General features: G+C 64.2%; 28 protein-coding genes. 22 read left to right on the forward strand and 6 right to left on the reverse strand.

Annotation, left to right across the window (positions count from 1 at the left end; genetic code table 11):
* Positions 1-76 precede the first annotated feature (76 nt).
* From K3152_RS02480 to K3152_RS02520, 9 genes are all read left to right on the forward strand, one after another.
* On the forward strand, positions 77-2,419 hold the full coding sequence (locus K3152_RS02480; RefSeq protein ID WP_221572450.1) for a sensor histidine kinase: 2,343 nt from the start codon (positions 77-79) through the stop codon (positions 2,417-2,419).
* Complete coding sequence (tsaE, locus tag K3152_RS02485; protein ID WP_221572451.1) at positions 2,416-2,853, forward strand: tRNA (adenosine(37)-N6)-threonylcarbamoyltransferase complex ATPase subunit type 1 TsaE; 438 nt, start codon at positions 2,416-2,418, stop codon at positions 2,851-2,853. Before K3152_RS02480 ends, tsaE begins: the two co-directional genes overlap by 4 nt.
* Positions 2,850-3,839 carry an aminoglycoside phosphotransferase family protein gene (locus K3152_RS02490; RefSeq protein WP_221572452.1) on the forward strand — a complete coding sequence of 330 codons (990 nt, stop codon included), beginning with the start codon at positions 2,850-2,852 and terminating at the stop codon, positions 3,837-3,839. Before tsaE ends, K3152_RS02490 begins: the two co-directional genes overlap by 4 nt.
* Positions 3,840-3,935: 96 nt before the next feature.
* Positions 3,936-4,658, forward strand: coding sequence for a nucleotidyltransferase family protein (locus K3152_RS02495; RefSeq protein WP_221572453.1), 723 nt, complete (start codon positions 3,936-3,938; stop codon positions 4,656-4,658).
* On the forward strand, positions 4,651-7,668 hold the full coding sequence (gene addB / locus K3152_RS02500; protein ID WP_221572454.1) for a double-strand break repair protein AddB: 3,018 nt from the start codon (positions 4,651-4,653) through the stop codon (positions 7,666-7,668). Before K3152_RS02495 ends, addB begins: the two co-directional genes overlap by 8 nt.
* Complete coding sequence (gene addA, locus K3152_RS02505; RefSeq protein WP_221572455.1) at positions 7,665-11,141, forward strand: double-strand break repair helicase AddA; 3,477 nt, start codon at positions 7,665-7,667, stop codon at positions 11,139-11,141. Before addB ends, addA begins: the two co-directional genes overlap by 4 nt.
* A gap of 54 nt (positions 11,142-11,195) precedes the next feature.
* Positions 11,196-11,516: a thioredoxin gene (gene trxA / locus K3152_RS02510; protein ID WP_221572456.1), complete on the forward strand. Its 321-nt coding sequence runs from the start codon at positions 11,196-11,198 to the stop codon at positions 11,514-11,516.
* Positions 11,517-11,596: 80 nt separating this feature from the next.
* Positions 11,597-12,385: a LysR substrate-binding domain-containing protein gene (locus K3152_RS02515; protein WP_221572457.1), complete on the forward strand. Its 789-nt coding sequence runs from the start codon at positions 11,597-11,599 to the stop codon at positions 12,383-12,385.
* Complete coding sequence (locus K3152_RS02520; RefSeq protein WP_221572458.1) at positions 12,378-12,917, forward strand: GNAT family N-acetyltransferase; 540 nt, start codon at positions 12,378-12,380, stop codon at positions 12,915-12,917. The genes K3152_RS02515 and K3152_RS02520 overlap by 8 nt, the downstream gene beginning before the upstream one ends.
* A 3-nt stretch (positions 12,918-12,920) precedes the next feature.
* Here the strand turns inward: K3152_RS02520 and K3152_RS02525 are convergent, their stop codons facing one another.
* From K3152_RS02525 to K3152_RS02550, 6 genes are all read right to left on the reverse strand, one after another.
* The gene (locus K3152_RS02525; RefSeq protein WP_221572459.1) at positions 12,921-13,664 is read right to left on the reverse strand and encodes a helix-turn-helix transcriptional regulator; all 744 of its coding nucleotides are present in this window, start codon (positions 13,662-13,664) and stop codon (positions 12,921-12,923) included.
* Positions 13,665-13,680: 16 nt separating this feature from the next.
* Positions 13,681-14,277: a GNAT family N-acetyltransferase gene (locus K3152_RS02530; RefSeq protein WP_247713118.1), complete on the reverse strand. Its 597-nt coding sequence runs from the start codon at positions 14,275-14,277 to the stop codon at positions 13,681-13,683.
* Positions 14,278-14,318: 41 nt separating this feature from the next.
* Positions 14,319-14,756 (reverse strand): hypothetical protein, encoded by a 438-nt coding sequence (locus K3152_RS02535; protein ID WP_221572460.1) that lies wholly within the window; start codon positions 14,754-14,756, stop codon positions 14,319-14,321.
* 24 nt (positions 14,757-14,780) lie between these two features.
* On the reverse strand, positions 14,781-14,987 hold the full coding sequence (locus K3152_RS02540; RefSeq protein WP_221572461.1) for a hypothetical protein: 207 nt from the start codon (positions 14,985-14,987) through the stop codon (positions 14,781-14,783).
* Between the two features lie 386 nt (positions 14,988-15,373).
* The gene (locus tag K3152_RS02545) at positions 15,374-15,616 is read right to left on the reverse strand and encodes an MbcA/ParS/Xre antitoxin family protein (RefSeq protein WP_221572462.1); all 243 of its coding nucleotides are present in this window, start codon (positions 15,614-15,616) and stop codon (positions 15,374-15,376) included.
* Positions 15,617-15,805: 189 nt separating this feature from the next.
* Positions 15,806-16,021, reverse strand: coding sequence for a hypothetical protein (locus tag K3152_RS02550; protein ID WP_221572463.1), 216 nt, complete (start codon positions 16,019-16,021; stop codon positions 15,806-15,808).
* Positions 16,022-16,089: 68 nt separating this feature from the next.
* Here K3152_RS02550 and infA point away from each other — a divergent pair, with 68 nt between their 5' ends.
* From infA to rplB, 13 genes are all read left to right on the forward strand, one after another.
* Positions 16,090-16,356 (forward strand): translation initiation factor IF-1, encoded by a 267-nt coding sequence (gene infA, locus K3152_RS02555; protein ID WP_221572464.1) that lies wholly within the window; start codon positions 16,090-16,092, stop codon positions 16,354-16,356.
* 255 nt (positions 16,357-16,611) lie between these two features.
* Complete coding sequence (locus tag K3152_RS02560; protein ID WP_221572465.1) at positions 16,612-16,836, forward strand: hypothetical protein; 225 nt, start codon at positions 16,612-16,614, stop codon at positions 16,834-16,836.
* Between the two features lie 534 nt (positions 16,837-17,370).
* Positions 17,371-17,640: a cold-shock protein gene (locus K3152_RS02565; RefSeq protein ID WP_221572466.1), complete on the forward strand. Its 270-nt coding sequence runs from the start codon at positions 17,371-17,373 to the stop codon at positions 17,638-17,640.
* Between the two features lie 95 nt (positions 17,641-17,735).
* Positions 17,736-18,155 (forward strand): hypothetical protein, encoded by a 420-nt coding sequence (locus tag K3152_RS02570; protein WP_221572467.1) that lies wholly within the window; start codon positions 17,736-17,738, stop codon positions 18,153-18,155.
* A gap of 329 nt (positions 18,156-18,484) precedes the next feature.
* Entirely contained in the window at positions 18,485-18,856 is a 372-nt protein-coding gene (gene rpsL / locus K3152_RS02575) for a 30S ribosomal protein S12 (protein ID WP_006831873.1), read from the forward strand.
* Between the two features lie 24 nt (positions 18,857-18,880).
* Positions 18,881-19,351 (forward strand): 30S ribosomal protein S7, encoded by a 471-nt coding sequence (gene rpsG, locus K3152_RS02580; protein WP_221572468.1) that lies wholly within the window; start codon positions 18,881-18,883, stop codon positions 19,349-19,351.
* Positions 19,352-19,461: 110 nt separating this feature from the next.
* Entirely contained in the window at positions 19,462-21,594 is a 2,133-nt protein-coding gene (gene fusA / locus K3152_RS02585; RefSeq protein WP_221572469.1) for an elongation factor G, read from the forward strand.
* Between the two features lie 91 nt (positions 21,595-21,685).
* Positions 21,686-22,861 carry an elongation factor Tu gene (gene tuf, locus K3152_RS02590; RefSeq protein WP_221572470.1) on the forward strand — a complete coding sequence of 392 codons (1,176 nt, stop codon included), beginning with the start codon at positions 21,686-21,688 and terminating at the stop codon, positions 22,859-22,861.
* A 336-nt stretch (positions 22,862-23,197) separates the two neighbouring features.
* Positions 23,198-23,509 carry a 30S ribosomal protein S10 gene (gene rpsJ, locus K3152_RS02595; protein ID WP_006831877.1) on the forward strand — a complete coding sequence of 104 codons (312 nt, stop codon included), beginning with the start codon at positions 23,198-23,200 and terminating at the stop codon, positions 23,507-23,509.
* Between the two features lie 245 nt (positions 23,510-23,754).
* The gene (gene rplC / locus K3152_RS02600) at positions 23,755-24,612 is read left to right on the forward strand and encodes a 50S ribosomal protein L3 (RefSeq protein WP_221572471.1); all 858 of its coding nucleotides are present in this window, start codon (positions 23,755-23,757) and stop codon (positions 24,610-24,612) included.
* 2 nt (positions 24,613-24,614) lie between these two features.
* Positions 24,615-25,238, forward strand: coding sequence for a 50S ribosomal protein L4 (gene rplD, locus K3152_RS02605; RefSeq protein ID WP_040963563.1), 624 nt, complete (start codon positions 24,615-24,617; stop codon positions 25,236-25,238).
* Positions 25,231-25,551: a 50S ribosomal protein L23 gene (locus K3152_RS02610; RefSeq protein WP_040963564.1), complete on the forward strand. Its 321-nt coding sequence runs from the start codon at positions 25,231-25,233 to the stop codon at positions 25,549-25,551. Before rplD ends, K3152_RS02610 begins: the two co-directional genes overlap by 8 nt.
* Positions 25,551-26,387, forward strand: coding sequence for a 50S ribosomal protein L2 (gene rplB, locus K3152_RS02615; protein ID WP_040963565.1), 837 nt, complete (start codon positions 25,551-25,553; stop codon positions 26,385-26,387). Before K3152_RS02610 ends, rplB begins: the two co-directional genes overlap by 1 nt.
* Position 26,388 lies beyond the last annotated feature (1 nt).

Genomic DNA, 26,388 nt, shown 5'->3' on the forward strand with positions numbered 1-26,388 from the left:
GGAGCGGCTCCCCATTCGGGCAGCCGCCTCAGCATTCCGGTTGCATCCTTCCCGCGAGCCTAATAGCTGGCAGGTAATGGAAATCTCGCCCGTACTCCTGGTCATCGTCTGCGTGTTGTTCGCGCTGTGGACGGGCGGCGCGATGGTCCTCATGCTGAAAGCCAGCCGCGAGACGCAGGCGGCGCAGGCGCACCGCAAGGTCGCCCGCCGCCTTTCGCGCATGGTCGAGGAAGGGCCCGCCATCCCGCTGCTGGTGCGCGTCGATGGCCGGATCGAGGCACCCGACCGCTTTGCGCGCTGGATCGGGCTCGACAAGGTCCCCGAATATCTTTCCGAACTCGCGGGGCGCGACGGTCTGGGGCTGTCGGAAGAACAGGTCGAGCGACTTTCTTCTCACGTCCGACGCACGCAGAAGAGCGCAAAGCCGTTCAGGATGGCGCTGCGCCCGCCCGGCTCGAAGAAATCGCTGGCCCTTCGCGGCGCACTGGCGGACCCGGCTGTTTCGCCCAGCGGTGCGGCGCTGATCTGGGTCTTCGACTTTACCGAAACCGAAGACGAACTCGCCCGCCTCGGCGAAGAGGCAGCGCGTGCGAAGGACGATTTCGGCGCGCTGGTCGGGCTGATCGAGGCCGCGCCCATGCCGATGTGGTTTCGCGGCGCGGACATGCAGCTGCGGCTGGTCAACAAGGCCTATGTCGAAGCGGTCGGGGCGCAGAGCGCTGACCAGGTGGTCGCCGAACAGATCGAGCTCGTCGAGACCGTCGGCGGGCGCAGCGCGCAACAGGTCGCGCAGCAGGCCTCCGACCGCCGCCAGCCCATCGAGCGCATCCTGTCCGCCACCATCAACAACGCCCGCCGCACTGTGCGCGTGACCGACCTGCCGCTGGTGGGAGAGGGCATCGCCGGATACGCGGTCGATATCGAGGAAATGGAGGAGCAGGCGCGCGAATTCCGGGCCTTCCGAGAAGCGCAGCGCTCGATGCTCGACCAGCTTTCCATCGGCGTGGCGCAGTTCGATTCCGGCCAGCGGATGACCTTCGCCAACCAGCCCTTCCACCGCGTGTTCGCGCTCCCTCCCGGCGTGGTGAGCGAGCGTATCCGTTTCGAGCAGATGCTGATGATTGCCCGCGAGAACGGCAAGATTCCCGAGGTCCGCGACTTCCCCGCATGGCGCAAGGAACTGGGCGAGTGGTTCCTGAGGGACGAGCCCGAAGAGCACCAGTGGCCGCTTCCTGACAGCACGCACTTGCGCCTCGTCTCGCAGCCGCTCCCCGATGGCGGCCTCGTGCTCATCGCCGAGGACCGGACCGAACAGCTCGCCCTCTCGGCTACGCGCGACACGTTGCTGCGCACCCGCACGGCGACATTCGACAGCCTGTTCGAAGCGCTCGCGGTCTTCGCGCCCGACGGGCATCTCGAACTGTGGAACCGCGGCTTCCCGCTGGCCTGGGGGCTGGAGAGCGAGGTGCTCGATGGCCACCCGCAAGCGGAGACCTTGCTCGAGGAAATCGCCAAGCAGTTGCAGGACCCGCGCGAGATCTCGCAAATCGGCCAGACCATCCGCGCCGCCACGCTGGACCGCAAGCCGCGCGACGGGCGTATCGAACTCGCCGACGGGCGCACGCTGACCTATGCCGGCGTGCCGCTGCCCGACGGCAACGGACTGCTCACCGTACTCGACGTCACCGCCTCGCAGCAGGCCGAGCAGGCTCTGCGCGAACGCAATCGTGCGCTGGAAGAGGCGGACGCGGTGATGACCCGTTTCCTCGCCAACATGTCCTACGAATTCCGCACCCCGCTGACATCCATTGGCGGCTTTGCCGAACTTCTCAGCCAGGGGATTGCGGGCGACCTTACGCCGCAGGCCAAGGAATATGTGCAGGCCATCACCATGTCGGTCGGCAAGCTGACCGAGCAGGTCGAGAACGTGCTCGACCTCTCGCAGTCCGAGGCGGGGCTCATGCCGCTGCGCAAGACCAAGGTCGAACTGCTGCCCTTCATCGAGCAGATTGTCAGGAAGCGCGAGGAGGCCATTCTCGGGGCGGGCCTCACACTCGACCTCAAGGGCAATGCCAACAAGGTGGTCGAGGCCGACCCGCAGCAATTGCAGCGCGCCATCGGGCAATTGCTCGACAACGCCGTCACCCACACTCCGCGCGGCGGGCGCATACTCATCGACATCGCCAAGCGGCGCGGGCTCAACCGCATCGCGATATCGGACAATGGCGAGGGCATGAGCCAGCATGAACTCGCCCGCGCGCTTGAGGGCATCCGCATGAGCAAGGACGGCAAGGGTATCGAGCGCCGCCACGGCCTCGGCATCCCGCTCGCCCGCCAGCTGGTGGAGGCGCATGGCGGCACGCTCGAATTCCAGACGCGCAAGAACGCCGGCACCACGGCGACCATCACGCTGCCGTGACCGAAGAGCTGCCCGACCTCGCGGCCATGGAGGCTTTCGGCAAGCGCATTGCAGAGCGGCTGGAGCCGGGCGATGTGGTGGCGCTGACTGGCGGGCTTGGTGCGGGCAAGACCACGCTCTCGCGCGCCATCATCGCCGCGCTGGGACACGAGGGCGAGGTGCCGTCGCCGACCTTCACCATCGTGGAAATGTACGAGCATTTGCGCGTGCCGCTGGTCCATGCCGATTTCTACCGGCTGGAGCATCCGTCCGAGGCAGATGAAATCGGCCTCGACGATTACCGCGAGGGCGCGGCCCTGCTTGCCGAGTGGCCCGACCACGCGGGCGGCTTTGCCCATGAGGCGGGCTGCCTCTCGATTACGCTGGAAATGGTGGGCGATGGGCGCAGGGCCATTGTGAAAGGCGGGGAGGCTTGGCAAAGCCGCATGCCATGAGCGACGACATTCTCGAAGACATCCAGGCCTTCCTCGGCGCAACCCGCTGGGAAGGGGCCGAAATCGCCCCGCTGGTGGGCGATGCCAGCTTCCGCCGCTATTTCCGCATCCGCCGCGGCGGGCAAAGCGCCATGCTGATGCACGCGCCGCCCCCGCACGAGGACCCCAAGCCCTTCCTCCACGTCGCCGAATGGCTGAATGCCAATGGCATGCGCGGCCCCGAAATCTATCGCGAGGACGCCGCCGAGGGCTGGGTGCTGACCGAGGATTTCGGCGACACGCGCATGAAGGAGTGGCTCGACGACCATCCGGGCGACGAGCACGACATCTACGCAAAGGCCATCGACGCGCTGGTCCAGTTGCACCAGCTGCCCGCCGGCCCGTTCGAGCCATACGACATGGCCGTCTACCAGCGCGAGGCGGCGCTCTTCACCGAATGGTATTGCCCCGCCGCCGGCCTCGAAGTCGACGAGGCGGGCTGGACTGCCGCATGGGAAGAGGCGCTCGCCCCCATGCTCCTGCGCCAGAACCCCGGCGTGACCGTGCTGCGCGATTACCATGCCGAGAACATCATGCTGCTCGAAGAGGGCAAGCTGGCGGGCGAGCAGGGCCTTATCGATTTCCAAGACGCGCTGGTCGGCCATCCGGCTTACGACCTCGTCAGCCTGCTGCAGGACGCGCGCCGCGATGTGTCGGAGCAGCTCGAACACGACATGCTCTGCCGCTATCGCGCTGCCGCGCAGCCGGGCGAGCATTTCGAGGCCGATTACGCCCGGCTGGGTGCGCAGCGCAATGCGAAGATCGTCGGCATCTTCACCCGCCTCTACAAGCGCGACGGCAAGCCGCGTTACCTCGGCATGATACCGCGCGTGTGGAAGGCGATGGAGCGCGACCTCGCGCATGAGGCCATGGCGCCCGTCGCTGCATGGTTCGAGGCCAATATCCCGCAGGAATTGCGCGCCGCGCATGGAGGGGAGATATCCTGATGGACTCCCACCGTTCGTCTCGAGCGAAGTCGAGAGACAGCAGTTTCGCGCCAAGCCTCAGTGTCTCGACTGCGCTCGACACGAACGGAGTGATGAATGGCTGAACTGGTTTCCGACACCGCCATGCTGATGGCAGCAGGGCTGGGCAAGCGCATGCGCCCGCTCACCGCCACCATGCCCAAGCCCATGGTGCGTGTCGCGGGCAAGCCGCTTATCGATCGCGCGCTTGACCGGCTGGAGGATGCCGGCGTGGAAAAGGCGGTGGTCAATGTCCACTACCTCGCCGAAAGCATCGAGGCGCATATCGGCCCGCGCAAGGCGCCTGCCATCACCTTTTCCGACGAGCGCGAGGAATTGCTCGAAACCGGCGGCGGCATGGTCAAGGCGAATGCGGCGGGCCTGCTGCCCGACCCCTTTTTCGCCTGCAATGCCGACAGCATCTGGCTCGACGGGCCGCGCAACGCCTTTGTCGACCTGTCGCACGCCTGGGACCCTGAGCGGATGGACGCGCTGCTGCTGCTCGTCACCCACGCCCGCGCGCGCAATTTCGACGGGACGGGCGATTTCTACATGGACGCAGGCGGACGGCTGGCGCGCAAGAAGCCCGACCGTATCGCGCCCTTCATCTACACCGGCATCCAGCTGGTCTCGCACCGCCTGCTGCGCGAGGCGCCGGAAGGCAAGTTTTCGACCAACATCCTCTGGGACCGCGCCATCGAGGAAGACCGCCTGTTCGGCGTCGCCTTTACCGGCATGTGGTACGAAGTCGGCACGCCGCAGCACATCCGCCCGACCGAGGAGGCGTTGACGGGTGGCTGACGCAAGAGGCGGGCCGCAAGTCTATTCCATCGCCGCGCACCGGGGCTTTGCCGACGCGCTCGTCGCGGGGCTGGTGCCGCGCTATTCGGACGGCGAACTGGGGCTGGCACGGCTGACGCTGCTGCTGCCGAGCGCGCGTGCCCGGCGCACCGTTTCCGAGGCCTTCATCCGCCATGCGGGGGAAGAGGGCCGCGCAGGCCTGCTGATGCCGCGCATGGCGGTGGTGGGCGACCTCGACCTCGACGAGGCGCTCGGACCGCTGCTCGACCCGCTGGGGGCGAGCGAAATCAGGCCCGCCATTGATCCGCAGCGCCGCATGTTCGCGCTCGCCCGGCTGATTGCCGAGGAGATGGGTGATGACGCGCCCAAGGGTGCGACCTTGCTGCGCCTCGCCCGCGAAACAGGCGCGACCATGGACCGGCTGCTGGTCGAGGATATCGGGCCGGAGCAATTGCTCAAGGATGAGGTGGTCGGGGTCTTTCCCGATCTCTCGGCGCACTGGCAGGACAGCATCCGCCTTTTCGCCAATGTGCAGGTGAAATGGCTGGCGTGGCTGGGCGAGAATGGCGTGCTCGATGCCGCCGCGCGCCGCAACCGGTTGTTCGACAAGGCCAGCGCCGCGTGGAAAGCGAATCCGCCCGCAACGCCCATCGTCGCAGCCGGTGTCACCAGCGCCGCGCCCGCGCTCGCCAGGTTGCTGCGCGTTGTAAGCGAACTGCCGCAAGGCGCGGTAATCCTGCCCGATTTCGACCTCACAATGGATGATGCGGTGTGGGAGGAACTGGGCCGCGCAGGCGCTGCCCCGACGCCGCAGGACACGGCTTTCGCGCGCGACGATGCCGTGACGCATCCGCAATATCATCTGAAGCTGCTGCTGAACCGCATGGGCGTGGCGCGCGGCGAAGTGCAGCCGTGGCACCGCAAGGGCATGACTGCCGCTCCGCCCGAGCGCAGCCATGCGATTTCCGCGCTCTTCCTCCCGCCCGAAGCGAGCAAGGTCTGGGTCGACCTCCCGCCCGAAAAGCGCCGCCTGTCGGGAGTGCGGATCATGGAGGCCGCCAATCCCGAGGAAGAGGCGCAGGCCATCGCGCTGCTGGTGCGCGAGGCGCTGGCCGAGCCAGAACGGCGCGTGGCGGTGGTCACGCCCGATCGCCCGCTGGCACGGCGCGTGGTGCATCACCTCGAACGCTGGAACATCGTCGCCGACGATTCCGCCGGTCGTCCGCTGTCGCAGACCGCTGCGGGGCGGGCGTTCCTGCTCGCCGCCGAGGTGATGGCCGAAGGGGCGAGGGCAGTGCCGCTGATGGCGCTGCTCGGCCACCCGCTGGTCGATGGCGGGATGGAGCGCGGCGTCTGGCTGAGGCGTCTGCGACGGCTGGAGCGCGAACTGCGCGGGCCGCGCTTGGCTCCGGGTCTCGAACCGGCGCGCGGCGAGATTGGCAAACTGGCGAAAAAACGCCCTGAAATGGCTGAATGGTGGGGCATTGCCGAGGCGCAGCTGCTCCCGCTGGTCGAAATCGACCGCGACAGTCCCGCCGAGCTTGCGGAACTCATCGACACGCTCGCAGCCTCGGCCGAGGCGCTGTGCGGCGAGAAATTGTGGGCACAGGAAGACGGGCGCACGCTGGCAGGGTTCGTCGAGGAATTCCGCCTCCACGCCCGCGAGGCTGGCTTCACCGTCGCCCCGCGAGATGTGGCGCAGGTGCTCGCCGATGCGATGGAAGAGCGCGCGGTGCGCCCGCCCTATGGCGGCCATGCGCGGGTGCAGGTGCTCGGCCTCCTCGAAGCGCGCATGAACCGCGCGGACCTCGTCATTTGTGCGGGTCTCAACGAAGGCGTGTGGCCTGCGCGCGGGAGCGTCGACGCGCTGCTCGCGCCGCCGGTTCTGCGCGCGCTGGGCGTGCCGGGCGGCGATTTCCGCATCGGCCTTTCCGCCCATGACCTCGCCGGGGCGCTCGGCGCTCCCGAAGTCGTTCTCAGCCGCAGCGCGCGCGACGAGGGCGGCCCGGCCATTCCCAGCCGGTTCCTGCTGCGGATGCAGGCGCTGCTCGGCGAACTCCTGCCGCGCTACGAGGACCACCAGACCATCGCACTCGCCCGCGCCATGACCCGCTCCGAGGCCGCACCCGAATATCCGCGCCCTATGCCGAAACCCTCTGCCAAGCAGCGCGACGTCGACATCTCGGCCACCGCGCTCGACCGGCTGCTGGGCGATCCCTACCAGTTCTTTGCGCAGAAAATCATGGGCTTGTCCGATCTCGACGCGCTCGACGCCGACCCCAACCCGCTGTGGCAGGGCAATGTGGCGCATGAAATCCTCGAACGCTGGCACAAGGCGAGGAAGGACGACCCGTCTGCGCGTATCGCCCCGATCATGGAGCAGGTGCTGGACGAGGAAAACGCCGACCCGCTCATCCGCGGGCTGTGGCAGCCGCGCTTGCAAAAGGCGCTCGAATGGATCGAGGAGACCGTGTCAGGCTATGGCGACCGCGAGGTGGTGGCGGTCGAGGCCAAGGGTTCGATGCATTTCGACGACGTCTTCGTCCACGGCCGCGCCGACCGGATCGACCGGTTTGCCGACGACACTCTGGGCATCATCGACTACAAGACCGGCAAGCCGCCTTCCAAGGCCATGGTCGAGCAGGGTTTCGCGCTCCAGCTCGGCATTCTCGGGCTGATTGCAGAGCAAGGTGGCTTCGAGGGGCTGGCGGGCGAGCCGGGCGCTTACGAATACTGGTCGCTGGGCCGCGCCAAGGACGATAACCCGCATGGTTTCGGCTATGTCGCGGTGCCGCTCAAACTGACGGACCGGCAGCAGGGCCTGCTGCCCGAAGACTTTCTTCCCACCACTCGTGAGAAACTGGGCGAGGCCATCGGCAAATACATCAAGGGCGATGCGCCATTCACCGCACGCGAGAATCCGAATTACCCGGCCTATGACACATACGACCAGCTGATGCGTCTGGAGGAATGGCTCCCGCGCCAGGCGGATGAGGGGGACGCGGCATGAGCGGCAAGGTCTATCCGTTGAAGGACGCGCAGGCCGACAGCGTCAATCCGCTGGAGAGCGTGTGGCTTTCGGCCAGCGCCGGAACGGGCAAGACGCAGGTGCTCTCGGCGCGTGTGCTGCGGCTGTTGCTCCAGCCGGGTGCCGATCCGTCGCAAATCCTCTGCCTCACTTTCACCAAGGCGGGCGCGGCGGAGATGGCGGTGCGCGTCAATGCGGTGCTCGCGCGTTGGGTGCGGATGGATTCGGCCAAGCTTGCGCAGGAGCTGGGACATCTCGGCGCGCCCATCGACCCCGACACGCAGGCCCGCGCGCGCTCGCTTTTCGCCCGCGTGCTCGACTGCCCGGGCGGCGGCCTGCGCATCGATACCATCCACGCCTTCGCGCAGTACCTCCTCGCCGCCTTCCCGAGCGAGGCGGGCGTGCTTCCCGGCAGCCAGCCGATGGAGGACCGCGACCGCGACCTGCTGAGCCGCGACGTCCTGTCCGAGCTCCTATCGGAAGGCGACCCGCACATCCGCGAGGCGGTAGCCGAGATGAGCCGCCGCAAGGGGCCGGACGCGGTGCTCGGCTGGCTGATGCGCTGCGCCCGCCACAAGGAATTGTGGGACCAGCCCGGCTGGCAACACGCCCTGCGCGACCCTGTGCACCGACTTCTCGGCATTCCGGTCGATGCAGGCGAGGGGTGGGTAGCGGAGGCGTGTTCGGACGAGAACTTCCCCATCGATACGCTTCGCGGTGCGCTGCAGGCGATGGACGGGTGGAAATCGCAAGGTGCCGACAAGGTCCGCGACTTCGTGCCCGCTTGGCTGGCCGCCGATACCGCGACCCGGTTCGAAAACCTCGACGGTTTCTTCGACAGCTTGCTGAAGAAGGACGGCGACCCCCGCGTGATGAAGGGCGCGGAGAAGAACGACCCGGATTTCGCAAACAAGCAGGGCATAATCGCCGAGGCGGTGCGCGCCGTGGCCGAACGCGCCGCGCTCCTCGACCTCGCCGCGTTCCTCGCCCCGCAGCTCGAAGCGGGCCGCGCTTTCGCCAGGCGCTGGGAAGAGGCCAAGGCGCGCGAAGGCCTCGTCGATTTTGACGACCTCATCCACCGCGCCGCGCGGCTGCTGTCCTCCAGCCAGATGGCCGACTGGATACGCTACAAGCTCGACCGCAGCTTCGACCACATCCTCGTCGACGAGGCGCAGGATACGAACAAGGCGCAGTGGGCTATCGTGAAGGCGCTCACCGACGATTATTTCGACGGGCTGGGCGCGCGCGGCCATGCCGTCCGCACCATCTTCACCGTGGGCGATTACAAGCAGGCCATCTTCGGTTTCCAGGGCACCAGCCCGGAAAACTTCCGCGAGGCGCGCGACTATTTCCGCGACAAGATGGACCGCGCCGCCAGGGCCGCCGCAGAGGCGCGCGCCAATGCCAATGCCGGGCGGCTGGAGGAATACGACCTCGGCCGCAGCTACCGCACCAATCAGACCGTGCTCGCCTTCGTCGACCGCGCGATGGAGGGCATCGGCTACCAAGGCTTCGGCCTTGAGGAACCGTCCCCGCCGCACAAGGGCGCCGACGCACCCGGCCTCGTCACGCTGTGGAAGGAAATCCGCATCACCGAAGGCGGCGATGACGCGGACGAGGAGAAGGGCTGGCTCGCCCGCCACGACCGGCTGCTGGCCGACCGCATTGCAAGGCAGGCCGCGGAATGGCTCGACCCCACGGGCGACGGCTTCACACTGGTGAAGGGCGACAAGCCCCGCCGCGCCACGGCTGGCGACATCATGGTGCTGGTCCAGAAACGGCGCGAACTCGCCTCGCTCATCGTGGCGCGGCTCTATGCGCATGGCGTGCCTGTGGCGGGTGTCGACCGGCTGCGCCTCGGCAATCCGCTGGCGGTGAAGGACCTCATGGCCGCCATCCGCTTCGCAGCGCAGCCGCTGGACGACCTCACGCTGGCAAACCTGCTCGTCTCGCCGCTCATCGGCTGGAGCCAGGACGATTTGCTCGTCTTCGGCTACCGCGAGAAGGGCATCCGCCTGTGGGAGCACTTGCGCAAATCGGACCAGCCCAAGGTCGCCGCGACCGTCCACACCTTGCGCGAAATCCTGCGCCGCGCCGATTACGATAGCCCGCAGCAATTGCTCCACTGGATACTCGTCGGCCCGATGGACGGACGGCGCAAGCTGGTTGCGCGATTGGGGCGCGAAGCGAACGACCCCGTCGACGAACTGCTCAACGCCGCCAACGCCTATGCCAGCGCGCATGTGGCCAGCCTGCAGGGCTTCATCCGCTGGTTCGATGCAGGCGATGGCGAACTGAAGCGCGAAGCGGGCGAGGGCGGGGACCAGGTCCGCGTGATGACCGTGCATGGCTCGAAAGGTTTGCAGGCACCCATCGTCATCCTTGCCGATGCCGCCATCCGCCCCGATGCCTCGGGCGAACTCACGCTGGAGGAAACGCCGCTCGGCGCGGAGGAAAGCAATATCGTGCCGCTGCCCGCGCTGACCAAGGACGAGAAGGTCGGCCCGGTCCGCGCGGTGGAAGACATCAACGCCGTCCGCTCGATGCAGGAGCATTGGCGGCTGCTCTATGTCGCCATGACCCGCGCGGAAGAGGCGCTGTTCGTCGGCGGCTCGCTGGGTCCGCGCGATGCCAAGAACGGCCCGCACGAGGATAGCTGGTATGCGCGGCTCGCGGCGCTGTTCGATGCGGACGAGGCGCTCGAAGACCCCATCTGGGGCGCGCGCTGGGAGGTGGGCGAGTGCGCCCCTGCCGTGCCCTTCTCGGGCAAGTCCGAACTCGCGCCCGCCATCGACCTACCCGATTGGGCGAAGCAGCCCGTCGGCCCCGAGCCGCGCCCGCCGCGTCCGCTCGCGCCCTCGGGGCTGGGCGAGGTCGAGGGCAGCGACCCGCCTCTGCCGCCCGAAGTCGCCGCAGGCGCTTCGCGTCGCGGTGTCCTGATCCATGCGCTGCTCGAACGCCTGCCCGATGTGGTGGAGGGTGCCCGGGAGGAGCGCGCAAAGGCCTGGCTCGCGCAGCAGGCCCCGGACCTGCCGCAGGAAGACCGTGACGAAATGCTCGCCCGCGCGCTGGCGGTTCTCGCCGAGCCGGGTTTCGCCGACATATTCGGTGCGCAAGCGCTCGCCGAAATCCCGCTCGCCGCCACGGTAGAGGGACAGGTCGTCATGGGCACGGCCGACCGCCTGCTGGTCACACCCGAAAAGGTGACCGTGGTCGATTTCAAGACCGCGCGCCGCCCGCCGACATCGCTGGATGGCATTCCCGACAGCACCTTGCGCCAGATGGCGGCCTATGTCGCTGCCTTGCAGGCCATCTACCCGGGGCGCGAAGTCGAGGCGGCGGTGCTCTATACCCAGACGCCCCAGCTTATCGCCTTGCCGCCAGCTAAACTCGTAACCTACAAGGCCGCGTTTGCGAAAGGGCAGGAAAGCTTTGCCCTGCCGCCGGTTGAGTAATTGGACGCGCCGCCCATATGGGGCGGCAAGAAACACGAATTCAGGAGTTATCCCATGGCCACCATCAACGTCACCGACGAAGGCTTCCAGAAAGACGTTCTCGACAGCGAAAAGCCCGTCCTCGTGGATTTCTGGGCCGAGTGGTGCGGGCCGTGCAAGATGATTGCCCCGGCGCTGGAAGAACTCTCCGACGAGCTCGGCGACAAGGTCACCATCGCCAAGATGGACATCATGGAAAACACCGGCGTCCCCGGCGCGATGGGCGTGCAGTCCATCCCCTATCTCGTGCTGTTCAAGAACGGCGAGCCGGCAGCGCACATGCGCGGCGCTGCGCCCAAGGGCCAGCTCAAGCAGTGGCTCGAAGGCGAGCTTTAACGCAACTTTCGGAAATAATTCGATTGCATGGCTGCGGTAATCTTGTGCTGCGCCGCAGCATTGCCTAGAGGGGCGGGACCATGAAGCGCACGCATCTGCCTTTGAACGCCCTGCGCGTATATGACGCTGCGGCACGTCACCTGAGCTTCACCCGCGCGGCGGACGAGCTTGCGGTGACGCCCGCTGCCGTCGGCCAGCAAATCCGCGCACTGGAAGACCATCTCGGCACCGTCCTGTTCCGCCGCACCAGCAAGGGGCTGGAACTGACGCAGGAAGGCGCGGCCGGTCTCGACGCGCTGCGCGAAGGTTTCCTCAAGTTCGAGGAAAGCGTCTCCGCCATGCAGGCGGGGCAGGCTTCGGACAGCTACACCATCGCCTGCCCGCGCGAATTCTACGCCCAGTGGCTTGCGCCGCGGCTGGCCGAATTTTCCAAGGAGAATCCCGACATCAAGTTCGCCTTCGTGGCGGACGAGAATGCCGATTTCACCGAGGCGAACCTCGATTGCGCCATCAGGCTGGTCGATGGTCCGGGTGATTTGCAAGGTGTCGAACTTGCCGCCGCGCGCCGCGTGACGGTGGCCGCACCCGGCGCTCCCGACCGCTGGATCGACTGGGGTCTGCCGCTGCAGGACGGCGTGCAGGCACATGTGACCGTCAGCAACGCCGGACAGGCGCTGTCGGGCGCAATGGCGGGGCTGGGCAAGGCCATCCTGCCTGAATTGCTTGCCAAGGAAGCCATCGAGGCAGGCCGCCTCGAAGTTCTCGACGGGCCTGAAGCTGGCACACGCGCCTACTGGCTGGTCGCTCCGACGCCGCAATGGCGCACCAAGAAGGTCAAGGCGCTTGTCGCATTCCTGAGCGGTGAGTGAGGTAAGCACCCTTATCACCGACCGCTTCACCTTGCGCCCCATGCGGCGCGAGGATGCCGCCGCGCTGTTTCCGACGCTCTCTGACGAGGCGCAATGCCTCTACCTTTCGCGCCCGGCCTTCGCTTTCGAGGAAGAGCTGTGGGGCTGGCTCGCCGACCCTACCTGGAACGGCCGCACCTGGATTGCCGAAGATGGCGAGGGCAGAGTGGCCGGTCGCTTCGTAGCCGTGCCTGCGCATGAGGATGGCATCGAGGAAGTGGGTTACATTACCTGCAAGGAGCGGCAGGGCGAGGGTGCCGCGCGCGAGTGCACCGCCGCAATGGTCCGCCATTTGTTCGACACCGGCACGCGCAAGATCATCGCCGAGGTGGACATGCGCAACACGCCCTCCATCCGGCTCCTGGAGCGCCTGGGCTTCACCCGCGAGGCGCTGTTTCGCGAACATGAGACCACGCATGCCGGGCTTTGCGATGTCGCCGTGTACGCTCTCCTCAGCAAGCCCATGCACACACCGCCGCCCCCGGCTGCTTGAGCGCTAAATCGTAATCAGCTTCAGCTTGAGTGCCTTCACAGTCGTGCCCACGCGGTCGCTCGTGCCGAGCTTGGCGTAGATGCGCTTTACATAGGTGCTCACTGTCTCGGGGGAAATTTCGAGAATCTGGCCGATGACCGTGTTCGACTTGCCCTGTGCTATAAGCCCGAGCACCTGCCGCTCGCGTTCGGAGAGGGACACCTCGCCATCTTCCAGATTGATCAGTTGGCACACCCGATCATGCCCCGCGCGCGCCACGATGGTGAGCGCCACGACCTGCTCCTCGGTCGGAACATGGTCGGCGGGGAAGCCGAAGGCGCCGTAGGCATCGCGATTGGCGGGGCCGAACAGCGGTACGCCGAAGCCGTTGGTGATGCCGTAGTCGCGCAGGGCGCGGACGAATTCGGCCACCTCCTCGGTCTGCTCGACATCTTCCAGCGCCTCTTCCCAAGAGATGGTGTGGCCTACGCGCATGATGGCGTCGGGTATGGGATCTATCCGGCGGAAATCGGCGCTTTTGTAGAGATCCAGCCACTCGACCGAGAAGCCCTCGGCGCGCACTTCGGTTGCGTCGCTTACTTGCGAGGCGAAGACGGGGGTGACGTGATAGCTGAACTTGTCCGCCCCGAAATGCGCGACCGCCCGCCGCACGTTTTCCCACAGGGAGGACAGGCAGGGGCTGGTGGCAATATCGAGAAAAACCGGCTCCATGCCCCCGGCATATACCCCAATCTGCGCGCTGGCCATTGTAAGTAGTCGCCAGTCACATTTGCGCGAAAGCCGCGAAGACCGCCGCGATGCCGGGCGGGTCGCCCGCCGCCTCCAGCCGCTCCAGCGCGGTCCCGACATCGAGCGAATAGGTCAGCACCGACCCGTCATAGGAAGTCCGCTCGCCCCCCAAAAGCCGGGCAAAGGCAATCGCGGACCTGTTCTCCGACAGTGTGTCCATAGAGAAGCGCGCAATCCCCTCGGCCCGCGCTTCGAGCAGCAGCGTGGCGGTGAGGATCTTGCCCAGCCCCAGCCCGTGCCAGTCGTCGAGGATCCCCACGGAGAACTCCGCGCAGCCCCGGTCCTCGGCATCGCGAAACGCATGGACCGCGCCGATGGCCGGCTCGTCGGGCTGCGAGGTGTCGATGGCCCCCCAGGCGAGGTGCATGTCGCCATCGGCATCGAGGAGCCGGTCGATCACCCAGTCGGGCGGGGTCGCCGCGCCGGAGAAGAAGCGCATGTAGCGCGAGCGCGGGCTCATCCGCGCAATGCCTTCGCGAATGCGTCCCTCGTCCCCGCGCGTCACGCGGCGCAGGCAGACGGGCGTTCCGTTCTCGAGCCGGGTCTCGATATGGGGGGGCGAGGGGGACATGGGGGCGCACCCTATCACCGATTGCGCGGCGCGGCAGCACTTCAATCGCCTGCGTCGTCCTCCTCGTCATCCTCGCTGCAAGCCGCGTCCCGTTCCATTGCCTCGCGCCGGTCGCGCATGAGGGAGAGCTTGCGGTTGATGCTCTCGATGATTTCGTCCTCGTCGGGCCGGTTGGCATGGTAATCCGCCATCACCTCGGCCGCGATGGCCTCGTAGAGCGGATGCCCCTTCTGGATGCGCTGCACGCCATAGCGTTCGGGCAGGCGGTGCTGGAGAAGGAAGCGCAGCAATGTGTTGTCGGGCTTGTCCCACGTGCCCAGCATCTTGCCGGCAGAGACGATGGGGGTGGGCGTGCCCTTCAAGGCGCGTTCGAGCGCGCAATCCTCCAGCCGCTGCACCCCGCGCTCCAGCGCCGCGTCCCAGGCGGCGGCAAACCCTTCCGCCCCGGGCCGCGCCCGCAGCTTGTAGAGCGCCTCCACGCTCTTCCCGATGGAGCGCGCGGCCTAAACGACGATGCCGGTGGCCGCGAGCGTAGCGACAAAGCGCCGCTGGAGCTGCGGCGTGATGGAATTGCGGCGGGGAGCCGTGTGGATGAAGGGCGCAAAGGCGAGCAGCGGATCGTCCTCCTCCGGCTCGGGCGCGACATGCGCGACGACTGAGGTGGCTTGGCGGGGAATGGCGCGGGTGGGGGTGGGATGGTCTGAACTCACAGCCCACCCTAAGATGCACCTTCCCGCCGAGTAGGAAAGCGCTTTCTGTCAGGCACTCATATGGGCGAACTGGTGCAAAGCGAACCTGGGCGAAAAGGGAGGGCGGAACCGCTACGACCTGTGGTGGAGAGACCAATACCGGACGCTACAAAGCGGGCGGACAGCTTGCGACTGCGAAAGCGGACGCATGTAGACTACTCCGGCTGTGGTGATTGAGAAGAATGCTCCGGAGCCGGGCGGCGATGTTCGGTCGTAAGCTAGAGTGTCGCGAAAAGAGGCCCCCACTACCTTGGGGAAGCGGAGGCCTAAAGTTGGAGTCGGTGCCAAAAGAACAGCACCAACCCTCGGGTCGCCTTGTCGCAGGCGCACTGCATTCGGATGTGTCGTTATTCCTTTTCCGGAAATGCTTGCAGATACTCGATCTCTGCGAGTTCCAATTCGACACGTTCGCGCCCTTCTTCACTTTGGATCACAAGATCGATCGGTCTTCCGCCCAACTGATCATTGGGCTCGTTCATAAAGGAAATCGCGGCCTCTCGCCCTAGGACGATCATGGCCAATCGAGTTATATCGCTCTGTCGCTTCGCCGCAGCCGGCGTAAGACGCGTTCCACAATCGCGGTCCGACATCAGGTGTCGACTCCCACGATGAATTCGAATTGATAATATGGAAGATGCACATTGCCCTCCTCGTCAAAGCGGGAGCACAACGTATCTCTCAGTCGCAGTACGCTCAGTGGTACTAACTGCGATAAGACAGTGACTATCAGAGTTGATCGGGCATGTCTTGCAGAAAAAAATTGAGGCCTATGGGGTAGCTCACATCATCCAAATCCGAGAATAACGATAGCGAGACAACAGATAAACCGGCAGCGAGCGTATGGCGGCAAGCGTTTGCAAGCAATTTTTGTACGCATGAATATATGCTATTGTAATTTTTCTGCACGCTGCTATATAGAAATTGCCCAACGTCGTTTGCGACGGATATTGATTGTCTTTGGCTACGCGCAAGCGCGCCACCGGCACCTCTTCCATTTCATGCTTCCTGGCTCCGCAGCGGAACTCGTCCGCGCGGATGATTTTTCGTACGCTAGGATACTTTGTTGGCGAAAGAAGAGCTGATTACGATGGAGGGTGCGATCGACGAGATCCTGCCCGATGGCCGCTTCGGCGTCACCCTCGATAATGAGCACCGCATCATCTGCTATACCGCAGGCAAGATGCGTCGCTACCGCATTCGATCAGTCATTGGAGACCGCGTACACGTCGAACTGACGCCATACGATTTGAGCAAAGGCCGGATCGTCTTCCGCGAACGAACTCCGGGGCCCACGCCCGCCGGTGCTCGCAAGCGCGGATACAGACGCTGAAATTTGAAAAAGGCGGCGGCAAGACCCTGCCGGAAATACACAAAATGAATTCAATGAATGCGCGCGATGCTTCGCGCCCCAAGCTTTCCCTCCGTTTTGGCGCCATCCATGCGCAACGCGGAGGGAGGGAAAATGCAAATCCCGGCCTCATGGCGACTGCTGAGCTACGACGTGTCGTCGCAGCGATGATCGACTGAGCCACAATCATCATTCGCGGCCATGCATTTGCATCCCCGCCACAGCAGGAGAAATGTCATGGACCTTAACCATCAATACGCACAGCACCAACGGGCCCTCATGGGTGCCGACCGTGCCGCAAACGATGACGACCGTCGCGCCAAACTGGTGAAGGCCTCACGCATTGCCGGACGCATAAGCGAATTCCAGCATGGTTTGGGCGCTGCCGCAGCTTGTGCCTGGAGCAAAGCGCAATTTGGCACTCCGACACCACTGGCGACAGACTTCGAAGCCACTTACTAAGAGGCGAGGCATCTGTCGCCCAATATAAGCTCACGTTGAATGTCGTCAGACATCGACGCTTGGCGAGGCAAACGTACATTTGCGGTTCCCGTGCCTTCAAAACGACGGCACGGTCGCTGCTTGCCGGGGCTCAGCAATCCTTTTCGTCGCAAAGAGCGAATGTGGTGTTGTTCTGAACTTCGCAGGCGGTACGCAGGTCAATGTGCATGAAGACTTCGATGAAGTAAGGGCCGTGCGATCGTCAGAAATTTGATCGGTCATAGCTGCGTAAGCTTTCCACCCAACTCGTGATATTTACGGGACGGTTAAGATAGCGCCGAAAGCAGACGTCTGATCGGGCCTCTCGCCCCTGACCCATCGCCCACGCATCCTCCCCTTGTAATCCGCCGTCCTTTCCCCATCTAACACTCAGCTACCAGTCGCGATCGACGGTCCCGAGGGCCAGTTGCCCTCTCTTCTTTCCATTTCGCCTTCTAGCCCGCGTGCACAAGCGGTCGCTAATGAACGCCTGCGCGAAATCGAAGGAATTTTCCCATGACACAGTACGGCCAGATCAAGAGCTACGACAGCGGCAAGGGCCACGGCACCATCGCTCCCGAAAAGGGCGGCGAGGTCCTCGACTTCAGGAAGGCCGACCTGCAACAGGAAGCGGCCGAGCCCCAGTCGGGCCAGCGTTTCGGATACGAAACCAAGAAGGTCGCCGGCAACAAGGACTGCGCCACCAACCTGCGCCAGCAGGAGCAGGGCCAGGAGCACAGCCAGAAGGACGACCAGCGCAATCAGGCCAGCAAACAGCAGGGCTGATCACGCATAACAGTTTCCGGGCGCTTCTTGCCGATGCGCCCGGGATACCGGCCGCCTTGCGTTCCCCTTTACTCGATTTGCGAACGGATTTCCCGATGGACCTCAATGAACTGCTTCACGCACACCAGGTCGCCGTCATGCAGGCCAGCGCCCGCGGCGACGATGCGGACCGGGACGGCCACTTCGCCAAGGTCGCCGAATATGCCCGGCGCGTTCGCGCGCTGAGAAAGATGGATCCGATGATAAGCGACAAAACCACTCCTCCCGAAGGCCCGCCCGAAATCATTTACGGCACTTATGCCGGTGACGCCGGAAAGCCATCCGGCGCGCAGCCGATTGATTCGTGGGAAGACGAGGGCGGGGCGGTTCGCCATCCGCACACCCCCATGCCTGAAGGCGTTGCGATGACAACGGTGCGCCACTATCACGTGGGTCCTTATGTCTACCAGGACCTCGACCTGGCGGTGGCCGAACACCTGCGGCAACTGTCGGCGCGCGATCACGGCCCGGCTTGACCCGATCCCCCTCCCGCACTATGTGCGCGGCCATCCGGCGTAGGATTCGTCCAACACCGGTCAGATAGAGCTGAACATTGCCGGTCATGTCCCGGGAGCCTGTCGCACACGCGGCGAGGCTCTTTTCTATTGCAGCGGAGGTCACTCCGTTCGGGGCATCCGTCAAAGTAACCCGGTGGCCGTGTGGGCCGATGGGTGGAGCGTTTCAGGCTCGTGCGAACAGACCGCCCCGGTGCTTCATGCGCCGCGCGCGTCGCAGGCACGAACCCGATCGCATCACCGATAACCCGCTAGTTGTCACCTTCACACGGTGAAGAGAAAGAACTCACATGCCGACTATTAACCAGCTGGTCCGCAAGGGCCGCGTTCCGCAGAAGGCCAAGAGCAAGGTCCCTGCAATGGAGCAGAACCCGCAGAAGCGCGGCGTTTGCACCCGCGTCTACACGACGACCCCGAAGAAGCCGAACTCGGCTCTGCGTAAAGTTGCCAAGGTCCGCCTGACCAACCAGCGCGAAGTCATCTCCTACATTCCGGGCGAAGGCCACAACCTGCAGGAGCACTCCGTTGTGCTCATCCGCGGCGGCCGTGTTCGCGACCTTCCCGGCGTTCGCTACCACGTCCTTCGCGGCGTGCTCGATACGCAGGGCGTGAAGGACCGCAAGCAGTCGCGCTCGAAGTACGGCGCGAAGCGTCCGAAGTAATCCACGGGACTTAGGAGATAATCAATGAGTCGTCGTCGTCGTCCCGAGAAGCGGGAAATCCTGCCTGATCCGAAGTTCAATGATCAGGTCCTTTCGAAATTCATGAACAACCTGATGTATGACGGCAAGAAGGCCGTCGCCGAAGGTATCGTCTACACCGCGCTTGACACTGTCGAAGCCAAGGCCAAGGCGAACCCGGTCGAGCTGTTTCACGCAGCGCTCGAAAACATCAAGCCGCAGGTCGAAGTCCGCAGCCGCCGTGTCGGTGGTGCGACCTACCAGGTGCCGGTTGAAGTGCGCCCCGAGCGTGCCCAGGCGCTGGCTATCCGCTGGCTCATCGGTGCGGCTCGCGGTCGTCCGGAAACCACCATGGCAGCCCGTCTCTCGGGCGAGCTGATGGATGCGGCCAACAACCGCGGCAACGCCGTCAAGAAGCGCGAAGACACGCACCGCATGGCGGACGCGAACCGCGCCTTCTCGCACTACCGCTGGTAAGGCTCGACTGGTGGACCGTTCCGTGAATGCGCGGAACGGTCGCCAGGCGGTCACATTAGTTTTTCACAGGGGCGGCGAGATTGTCGTCCCAACCCCACGAGGAATTCCACATGGCACGCGAATATCCGCTCGAGCGGTACCGCAATATCGGCATCATGGCCCACATCGATGCCGGCAAGACCACCACGACCGAACGCATCCTCTACTACACCGGCAAGTCCTACAAGATCGGCGAAGTCCACGACGGCGCCGCGACCATGGACTGGATGGAGCAGGAGCAGGAGCGCGGCATCACGATCACCTCGGCTGCCACCACCACCTTCTGGACCGCTGAAGATCCGACCAAGGATCCGATGAGCTCGCCCGAAGCGATGCGTGAAGGCATGCCCAAGCACCGCATCAACATCATCGACACCCCCGGCCACGTCGACTTCACCATCGAAGTCGAACGCTCGCTGCGCGTGCTCGACGGCGCGGTTGCAGTCTTCGACGGCGTTGCCGGCGTTGAACCGCAGTCCGAAACCGTGTGGCGCCAGGCCGACAAGTACGGCGTTCCGCGGATGTGCTTCGTGAATAAGTTGGACCGTACCGGCGCCGACTTCTATTACTGCGTCCAGTCGATCATCGACCGCCTCGGTGCGAACCCGCTGGTTCTCTATCTCCCGATCGGTGCGGAAAGCGACCTCCAGGGTGTTGTCGACCTCGTCAACAATCGCGGCATCGTGTGGCAGAACGAAGATCTCGGCGCGAAGTACGAGTTCACCGAAATCCCTGCCGATCTGGCCGACAAGGCTGCCGAATACCGCGAGAAGCTGATCGAGACCGCCGTCGAACAGGACGACGATGTCATGGAAGCTTACCTCGAAGGTAACGAGCCCGACGCGGCGACGCTCAAGCGTCTCATCCGCAAGGGCACCATGGCGCGCGACTTCGTGCCCGTGCTGTGCGGTTCGGCGTTCAAGAACAAGGGTGTCCAGCCCCTGCTCGACGCGGTCGTCGACTACATGCCGTCGCCGCTCGACGTTCCGGCCATCAAGGGCGTCCTGCCCGACAGCGATGAAGAGCAGTCGCGTCCGTCGTCGGACGACGAGCCCTTCGCCGCTCTCGCCTTCAAGATCATGAACGACCCGTTCGTCGGCTCGCTCACCTTCACCCGCATCTACTCGGGCCAGCTCACCAAGGGCAGCGTCCTGAACTCGGTGAAGGACAAGAAGGAAAAGATCGGCCGCATGCTGCTGATGCACTCGAACAACCGCGAGGACATCGATGAAGCATTCGCAGGCGACATCGTCGCTATCGCAGGCCTCAAGGAAACCACCACCGGCGACACGCTGTGTGCGACCTCCGCTCCGATCATCCTCGAGCGTATGGAATTCCCCGAGCCGGTGATCGAGCTTTCGGTCGAACCGAAGACCAAGGCCGACCAGGAAAAGATGGGCGTTGCCCTCAATCGCCTGGCTGCCGAGGATCCGAGCTTCCGCGTCACCACCGATCACGAGTCGGGCCAGACGATCATCAAGGGCATGGGCGAGCTTCACCTCGACATCCTCGTCGATCGCATGAAGCGCGAGTTCAAGGTCGAAGCCAACGTCGGCGCACCGCAGGTCGCTTATCGCGAATACCTCGGCAAGCCGGTGGACGTCGATTACACCCACAAGAAGCAGTCGGGTGGTTCGGGCCAGTTCGGCCGCGTCAAGGTCAAGGTCACCCCGGGTGAGCGCGGCCAGGGCTTCGTCTTCGAAGACAGCATCAAGGGCGGTAACATTCCGAAGGAATACATCCCGGCCATCGAGAAGGGCTTCAAGGAACAGGCCGAGAGCGGTCACCTTGTCGGCTTCCCGATCATCGACTTCACCGTCGAGCTTTACGACGGTGCGTACCATGACGTCGACTCGAGCGCGATCGCGTTCGAAATCGCCGGTCGCGGTGCCATGCGTGAAGTCGCCGAACGTGCCGGCATCAAGCTGCTCGAGCCGATCATGAAGGTCGAGGTCGTGACGCCCGAGGATTACCTCGGCGACGTCATCGGCGACCTCAACTCGCGTCGTGGCCAGATCCAGGGCACCGACAGCCGCGGCAACGCACAGGCTGTCGAAGCCAACGTGCCGCTCGCGAACATGTTCGGCTACGTGAACGAGCTGCGTTCCTTCACCCAGGGACGTGCTCAGTACTCGATGCAGTTCAGCCACTACGACGAAGTTCCGGCGAACGTGGCACAGGAAGTCAAGGAGAAGCTTGCGTAAGGCAGCTTCACCGTCTAGGGGCGGCGCCTGATTCCGCGGGCGCCGTTTCCAACCCGCAGAAATTCACTTTCAGATTAGAGGTTATTGGAAAATGGCGAAGGAAAAGTTCGAGCGTAATAAGCCGCACGTTAACGTCGGCACCATCGGTCACGTCGACCACGGCAAGACCACGCTTACCGCAGCAATCACCAAGGTTCTCGGCTCGGCCGTCGATTTCGCAAACATCGACAAGGCTCCCGAAGAGCGCGAGCGCGGCATCACCATCTCGACCGCACACGTCGAGTATGAAACCGACGCGCGTCACTACGCACACGTCGACTGCCCGGGTCACGCCGACTACGTGAAGAACATGATCACCGGTGCGGCCCAGATGGACGGCGCCATCCTGGTCGTGAACGCAGCTGACGGCCCGATGCCGCAGACCCGCGAGCACATCCTGCTTGCACGTCAGGTCGGCGTTCCCGCGCTGGTCGTTTACATGAACAAGGTCGACCAGGTCGACGACGAGGAAATTCTCGAGCTCGTCGAGCTGGAAGTCCGTGAACTCCTCAGCGAGTACGGCTTCGACGGCGACGATATTCCGATCGTCAAGGGTTCGGCTCTCGCCGCTCTCGAAGGTCGCGATCCGGAAATCGGCGAAAACTCGATCAAGGAACTGATGGACGCTGTCGACAGCTACATCCCGCAGCCCGACCGTCCGGTCGACAAGGACTTCCTGATGCCGATCGAAGACGTGTTCTCGATCTCGGGTCGTGGTACGGTTGTGACCGGCCGTGTCGAAACCGGCGTTGTGAACGTTGGCGACGAAGTCGAAATCGTCGGCATCAAGGACACCACCAAGACGACCGTCACCGGCGTCGAAATGTTCCGCAAGCTGCTTGACCGTGGTGAAGCAGGTGACAACATCGGTGCCCTGATCCGCGGCGTTGGCCGTGACGAAGTCGAGCGTGGCCAGGTTCTCGCAAAGCCGGGTTCGGTTACGCCGCACACCGAGTTCAGCGCAGAAGTCTACGTCCTGTCGAAGGACGAAGGCGGCCGTCACACGCCGTTCTTCGCGAACTACCGTCCGCAGTTCTACTTCCGCACCACCGACGTCACCGGCGAAGTGATCCTTCCCGAAGGCACCGAAATGGTGATGCCGGGCGACAACGTGACGATCGACGTCAAGCTGATCGCACCGATCGCCATGGACCAGGGCCTGCGCTTCGCAATCCGCGAAGGCGGCCGTACGGTCGGCTCGGGTGTCGTCGGCACCATCAAGAAGTAAGCTTCGATTTTCGAAGTCAGCTTCTGCTGAAATAGCGGGGCCCGCCTTCCTTTAGGGGAGGGCGGGCCCTTCGCTTTTAGTGTGAGCGGTGAAAACGGCAGAAATGCACGGTTCGCCGCGCCCGATGAATGGCTGTTCAGGCAGGCGGAAATCGGGGGTTGTCATCTCGGGGTCTCCCCCGTATATGCGCGCCCACAGCGGAGATTCGTCTCCGGCATAAGAATTCATGGAAGGTCGCCCGCAACCGGGAAACCGGGCTCAAGAGTGGGGCTGACCTTTCTTTTTGTTTGCGGGCCACCCGCTGGTCCGCTTGGCTCTTTCGCATCGGTGTAGGTAATGGAAGCACAGAATATCCGCATTCGCCTCAAGGCGTTCGACCATCGCGTTCTTGACCAGGCAACTGGCGAAATCGCAGACACCGCGCGTCGCACGGGTGCCCTTATTCGTGGTCCCATTCCCATGCCGACGCGCATCGAGAAGTTCACCGTGAACCGCGGCCCGCACATCGACAAGAAGTCGCGCGAGCAGTTCGAGGTGCGCACTTACAAGCGTCTGCTCGACATCGTGCAGCCCAACGCCCAGACCGTCGATGCGCTGATGAAGCTCGACCTCGCTGCCGGCGTGAACGTCGAAATCAAGCTCGCCTAAGCAAGCTCGATTGGTCCTCCTGCCGGACTTGAAACGGCGGGGAAGTTTCCGGGGCGCTCGATAGCCCCGCCGGTTCGCAAGAACAGGCAAGACATCGGGATACCGCCGGGCAATCGCCCGGGACTGCGTCCCCCGTCTGCTTCCTTCGGGAAGCAATCAGCCCGGACGGGGGCACGCATCGCACAATCGGGCTGGCACGCACCCTGGGGATGAGCCTCTTGGTGCCTCTGTTGAGGAGTTTGACGATGCGCACAGGCGTTATCGCAAAGAAAGTCGGGATGACCCGCCTCTTCCAGGAGGATGGACGGCACGTTCCCGTGACCGTTCTTTCGCTGGAAGATTGCCAGGTTACCGCACATCGCACGGAAGACCGTGACGGCTATTACGGCGTCCAGGTCGGTTCGGGCGAAGCGAAACAAAAGAATGTGAACAAGCCGCAGCGCGAAGCTTTTGCCAAGGCAGAAGTCGCGCTGAAGATGAAGGTCGGTGAATTCCGCGTGGACAGCGAGGAAGCCCTGCTTCCGGTCGGCGCCCGCATTTCGGCCGAACACTTCGTCGCCGGCCAGAAGGTCGACATCACCGGCCACACCCAGGGTAAGGGCTTTGCCGGCGCCATGAAGCGCTGGGGCTTCGGCGGTCTTCGCGCCACCCACGGTGTTTCGATCTCGCACCGCTCGCACGGTTCGACGGGTAACCGTCAGGACCCGGGTCGCGTGTTCAAGGGCAAGAAGATGGCTGGTCACATGGGTGACCGCCAGCGCACGCAGCAGAACCTCGAAATCGTGCGCACCGACGCCGATCGCGGCCTGCTCTTCGTCAAGGGCTCGGTCCCGGGTGCGAAGAATGGCTGGCTGATGGTTCGCGATGCCGTGAAGGTTCGCATGCCCGACGATCTGCCGTTCCCCGGCGTGATGCGTCGCAACGAAGACCAGTTCAAATCGGAAGAAGCCGATGCGGGTCTCGTCGAGAGCGCAGCCGAGCACGAAGTCGGCACCGAAGTGTCCGCTGAGCAGCAGGAAAAGCTGATGCAGCAGCAGGACGCAGGTGCTGATGCCGAAACCACCACCGACGGCGATGCCGGCGGTGAAAGCAAGGAGTCCTGATCGTGAAGGTCAAGGTCCAGAAAATCGACGGTAAGGCGTCGGGCGATATCGAGCTGAACGATGATGTGTTCGGCGTCGAGCCGCGCGCCGACATCCTTCACCGCGTTGTCACCTGGCAGCTCGAAAACCGTCGCGCCACCGCACGCCCCACGCGCGAGCGTTCGGACGTTGCCCGCACGGGCAAGAAGTTCGGCCGCCAGAAGGGTTCGGGCGGCGCACGTCACGGTGACCGTGGCGCCCCGATCTTCATCGGCGGCGGCAAGGCTCACGGTGCGCGCAAGCGTGACTTCGAGCAGTCGCTGAACAAGAAGATCCGCGCTCTCGGTCTCAAGATGGCTCTTTCGAGCAAGGCGAAGGACGGCCTCGTCGTCGTCGACAGCCTCGAACTGAAGGATGCCAAGACCAAGGCTCTGAAGGGTCACTTCGACAAGAATGGCTGGGCCGGCAAGGTCCTGATCATCGACGGCGAAAGCGTGAACGACGGCTTCAAGAAAGCCGCCGGCAACCTGCCGGGCGTGAACGTCCTCCCCGCGATGGGCGCCAATGTCTACGACATCCTGAAGCACGACACGCTGGTCCTCACCAAGGACGCTGTCGAAAAGCTGGAGGGCCGTTTCAATGGCTAAGAAGCAGGAAATCGCAGCCCGTCACTACGACGTGATCCTCGCTCCGCACATCACCGAAAAGTCGACCATGGCTTCGGAGAACAACGCGGTCGTTTTCAAGGTCGCTGGCACGGCTACCAAGCCGCAGATCAAGGAAGCGGTTGAAGCGATCTATGCTGACCAGAAGGCGAAAGTCGTCTCGGTCAACACGATCAACGTGAAGGGCAAGACCAAGCGCTGGAAGGGCAAGCCCTACAAGCGCAACGACGTGAAGAAGGCGATCGTCACCCTCGCTGAAGGTGCCATGATCGACATCACGGAAGGTGTAGGCTGATGGCACTCAAGAATTACAAACCGACGAGCCCCGCGCGCCGCGGTCTCATCCTCGTCGACAAGTCGGGCCTGTACAAAGGCAAGCCCGTCAAGTCGCTGACGGAAGGCAAGCGCAAGACCGGTGGCCGTAACAACAAGGGCCATGTCACCTCGCGTGGCATCGGCGGCGGTCACAAGCAGAAGTACCGCTTCATCGACTTCAAGCGTCGCAAGTGGGACGTCGAAGGCACCGTGGAACGGATCGAATACGATCCCAACCGCACCGCTTTCATCGCACTCGTGAAGTATGACGACGGTGAGCAGGCCTACATCATCGCTCCGCAGCGTCTCGCTGTCGGCGACAAGGTCATTGCTGCTGAAAAGACCGACACCAAGCCCGGCAACGCCATGCTGCTCGGCCAGATGCCGGTCGGCACCATCTGCCACAACGTCGAAATGAAGCCCGGCAAGGGCGGTCAGATCGCACGTTCGGCAGGTGCCTATGTCCAGCTGGTCGGTCGTGACCGCGGCATGGTCATCGTGCGTCTCAACAGCGGCGAGCAGCGTTACCTGCGCGCCGACTGCATGGGCACCGTTGGCGCCGTATCGAACCCGGACAACCAGAACCAGAACCTGGGCAAGGCCGGTCGTCGTCGCTGGATGGGCATCAAGCCGCTGACCCGCGGTGTCGCCAAGAACCCGGTCGACCACCCGCACGGTGGTGGTGAAGGCCGCACGAGCGGTGGCCGTCATCCGGTTACCCCGTGGGGCAAGCCGACCAAGGGCGCCCGTACCCGCAAGAACAAGCAGACGGACAAGATGATTATCCGTTCGCGCCACGCCAAGAAGAAGAGGTAAT

This window comes from Qipengyuania polymorpha (genome assembly GCF_019711435.1).
In the GTDB taxonomy this organism is placed as follows: domain Bacteria; phylum Pseudomonadota; class Alphaproteobacteria; order Sphingomonadales; family Sphingomonadaceae; genus Qipengyuania; species Qipengyuania polymorpha.

What these genes read in the sequence shown, in the direction of transcription:
- rpsJ (WP_006831877.1), top strand. Translation starts at nt 23,198, where the DNA reads ATGGAAGCACAGAATATCCGCATTCGCCTCAAGGCGTTCGACCATCGC.
- rplB (WP_040963565.1), top strand. Translation starts at nt 25,551, where the DNA reads ATGGCACTCAAGAATTACAAACCGACGAGCCCCGCGCGCCGCGGTCTC.
- K3152_RS02515 (WP_221572457.1), top strand. Translation starts at nt 11,597, where the DNA reads ATGAAGCGCACGCATCTGCCTTTGAACGCCCTGCGCGTATATGACGCT.
- K3152_RS02530 (WP_247713118.1), bottom strand. Translation starts at nt 14,277, where the DNA reads ATGTCCCCCTCGCCCCCCCATATCGAGACCCGGCTCGAGAACGGAACG.
- addA (WP_221572455.1), top strand. Translation starts at nt 7,665, where the DNA reads ATGAGCGGCAAGGTCTATCCGTTGAAGGACGCGCAGGCCGACAGCGTC.
- rpsL (WP_006831873.1), top strand. Translation starts at nt 18,485, where the DNA reads ATGCCGACTATTAACCAGCTGGTCCGCAAGGGCCGCGTTCCGCAGAAG.
- K3152_RS02545 (WP_221572462.1), bottom strand. Translation starts at nt 15,616, where the DNA reads ATGTCGGACCGCGATTGTGGAACGCGTCTTACGCCGGCTGCGGCGAAG.
- K3152_RS02610 (WP_040963564.1), top strand. Translation starts at nt 25,231, where the DNA reads ATGGCTAAGAAGCAGGAAATCGCAGCCCGTCACTACGACGTGATCCTC.
- K3152_RS02495 (WP_221572453.1), top strand. Translation starts at nt 3,936, where the DNA reads ATGGCTGAACTGGTTTCCGACACCGCCATGCTGATGGCAGCAGGGCTG.
- K3152_RS02525 (WP_221572459.1), bottom strand. Translation starts at nt 13,664, where the DNA reads ATGGCCAGCGCGCAGATTGGGGTATATGCCGGGGGCATGGAGCCGGTT.
- K3152_RS02570 (WP_221572467.1), top strand. Translation starts at nt 17,736, where the DNA reads ATGGACCTCAATGAACTGCTTCACGCACACCAGGTCGCCGTCATGCAG.
- K3152_RS02560 (WP_221572465.1), top strand. Translation starts at nt 16,612, where the DNA reads ATGGACCTTAACCATCAATACGCACAGCACCAACGGGCCCTCATGGGT.
- K3152_RS02565 (WP_221572466.1), top strand. Translation starts at nt 17,371, where the DNA reads ATGACACAGTACGGCCAGATCAAGAGCTACGACAGCGGCAAGGGCCAC.
- K3152_RS02550 (WP_221572463.1), bottom strand. Translation starts at nt 16,021, where the DNA reads ATGGAAGAGGTGCCGGTGGCGCGCTTGCGCGTAGCCAAAGACAATCAA.
- rpsG (WP_221572468.1), top strand. Translation starts at nt 18,881, where the DNA reads ATGAGTCGTCGTCGTCGTCCCGAGAAGCGGGAAATCCTGCCTGATCCG.
- tuf (WP_221572470.1), top strand. Translation starts at nt 21,686, where the DNA reads ATGGCGAAGGAAAAGTTCGAGCGTAATAAGCCGCACGTTAACGTCGGC.
- fusA (WP_221572469.1), top strand. Translation starts at nt 19,462, where the DNA reads ATGGCACGCGAATATCCGCTCGAGCGGTACCGCAATATCGGCATCATG.
- rplC (WP_221572471.1), top strand. Translation starts at nt 23,755, where the DNA reads ATGCGCACAGGCGTTATCGCAAAGAAAGTCGGGATGACCCGCCTCTTC.
- K3152_RS02490 (WP_221572452.1), top strand. Translation starts at nt 2,850, where the DNA reads ATGAGCGACGACATTCTCGAAGACATCCAGGCCTTCCTCGGCGCAACC.
- K3152_RS02480 (WP_221572450.1), top strand. Translation starts at nt 77, where the DNA reads ATGGAAATCTCGCCCGTACTCCTGGTCATCGTCTGCGTGTTGTTCGCG.
- trxA (WP_221572456.1), top strand. Translation starts at nt 11,196, where the DNA reads ATGGCCACCATCAACGTCACCGACGAAGGCTTCCAGAAAGACGTTCTC.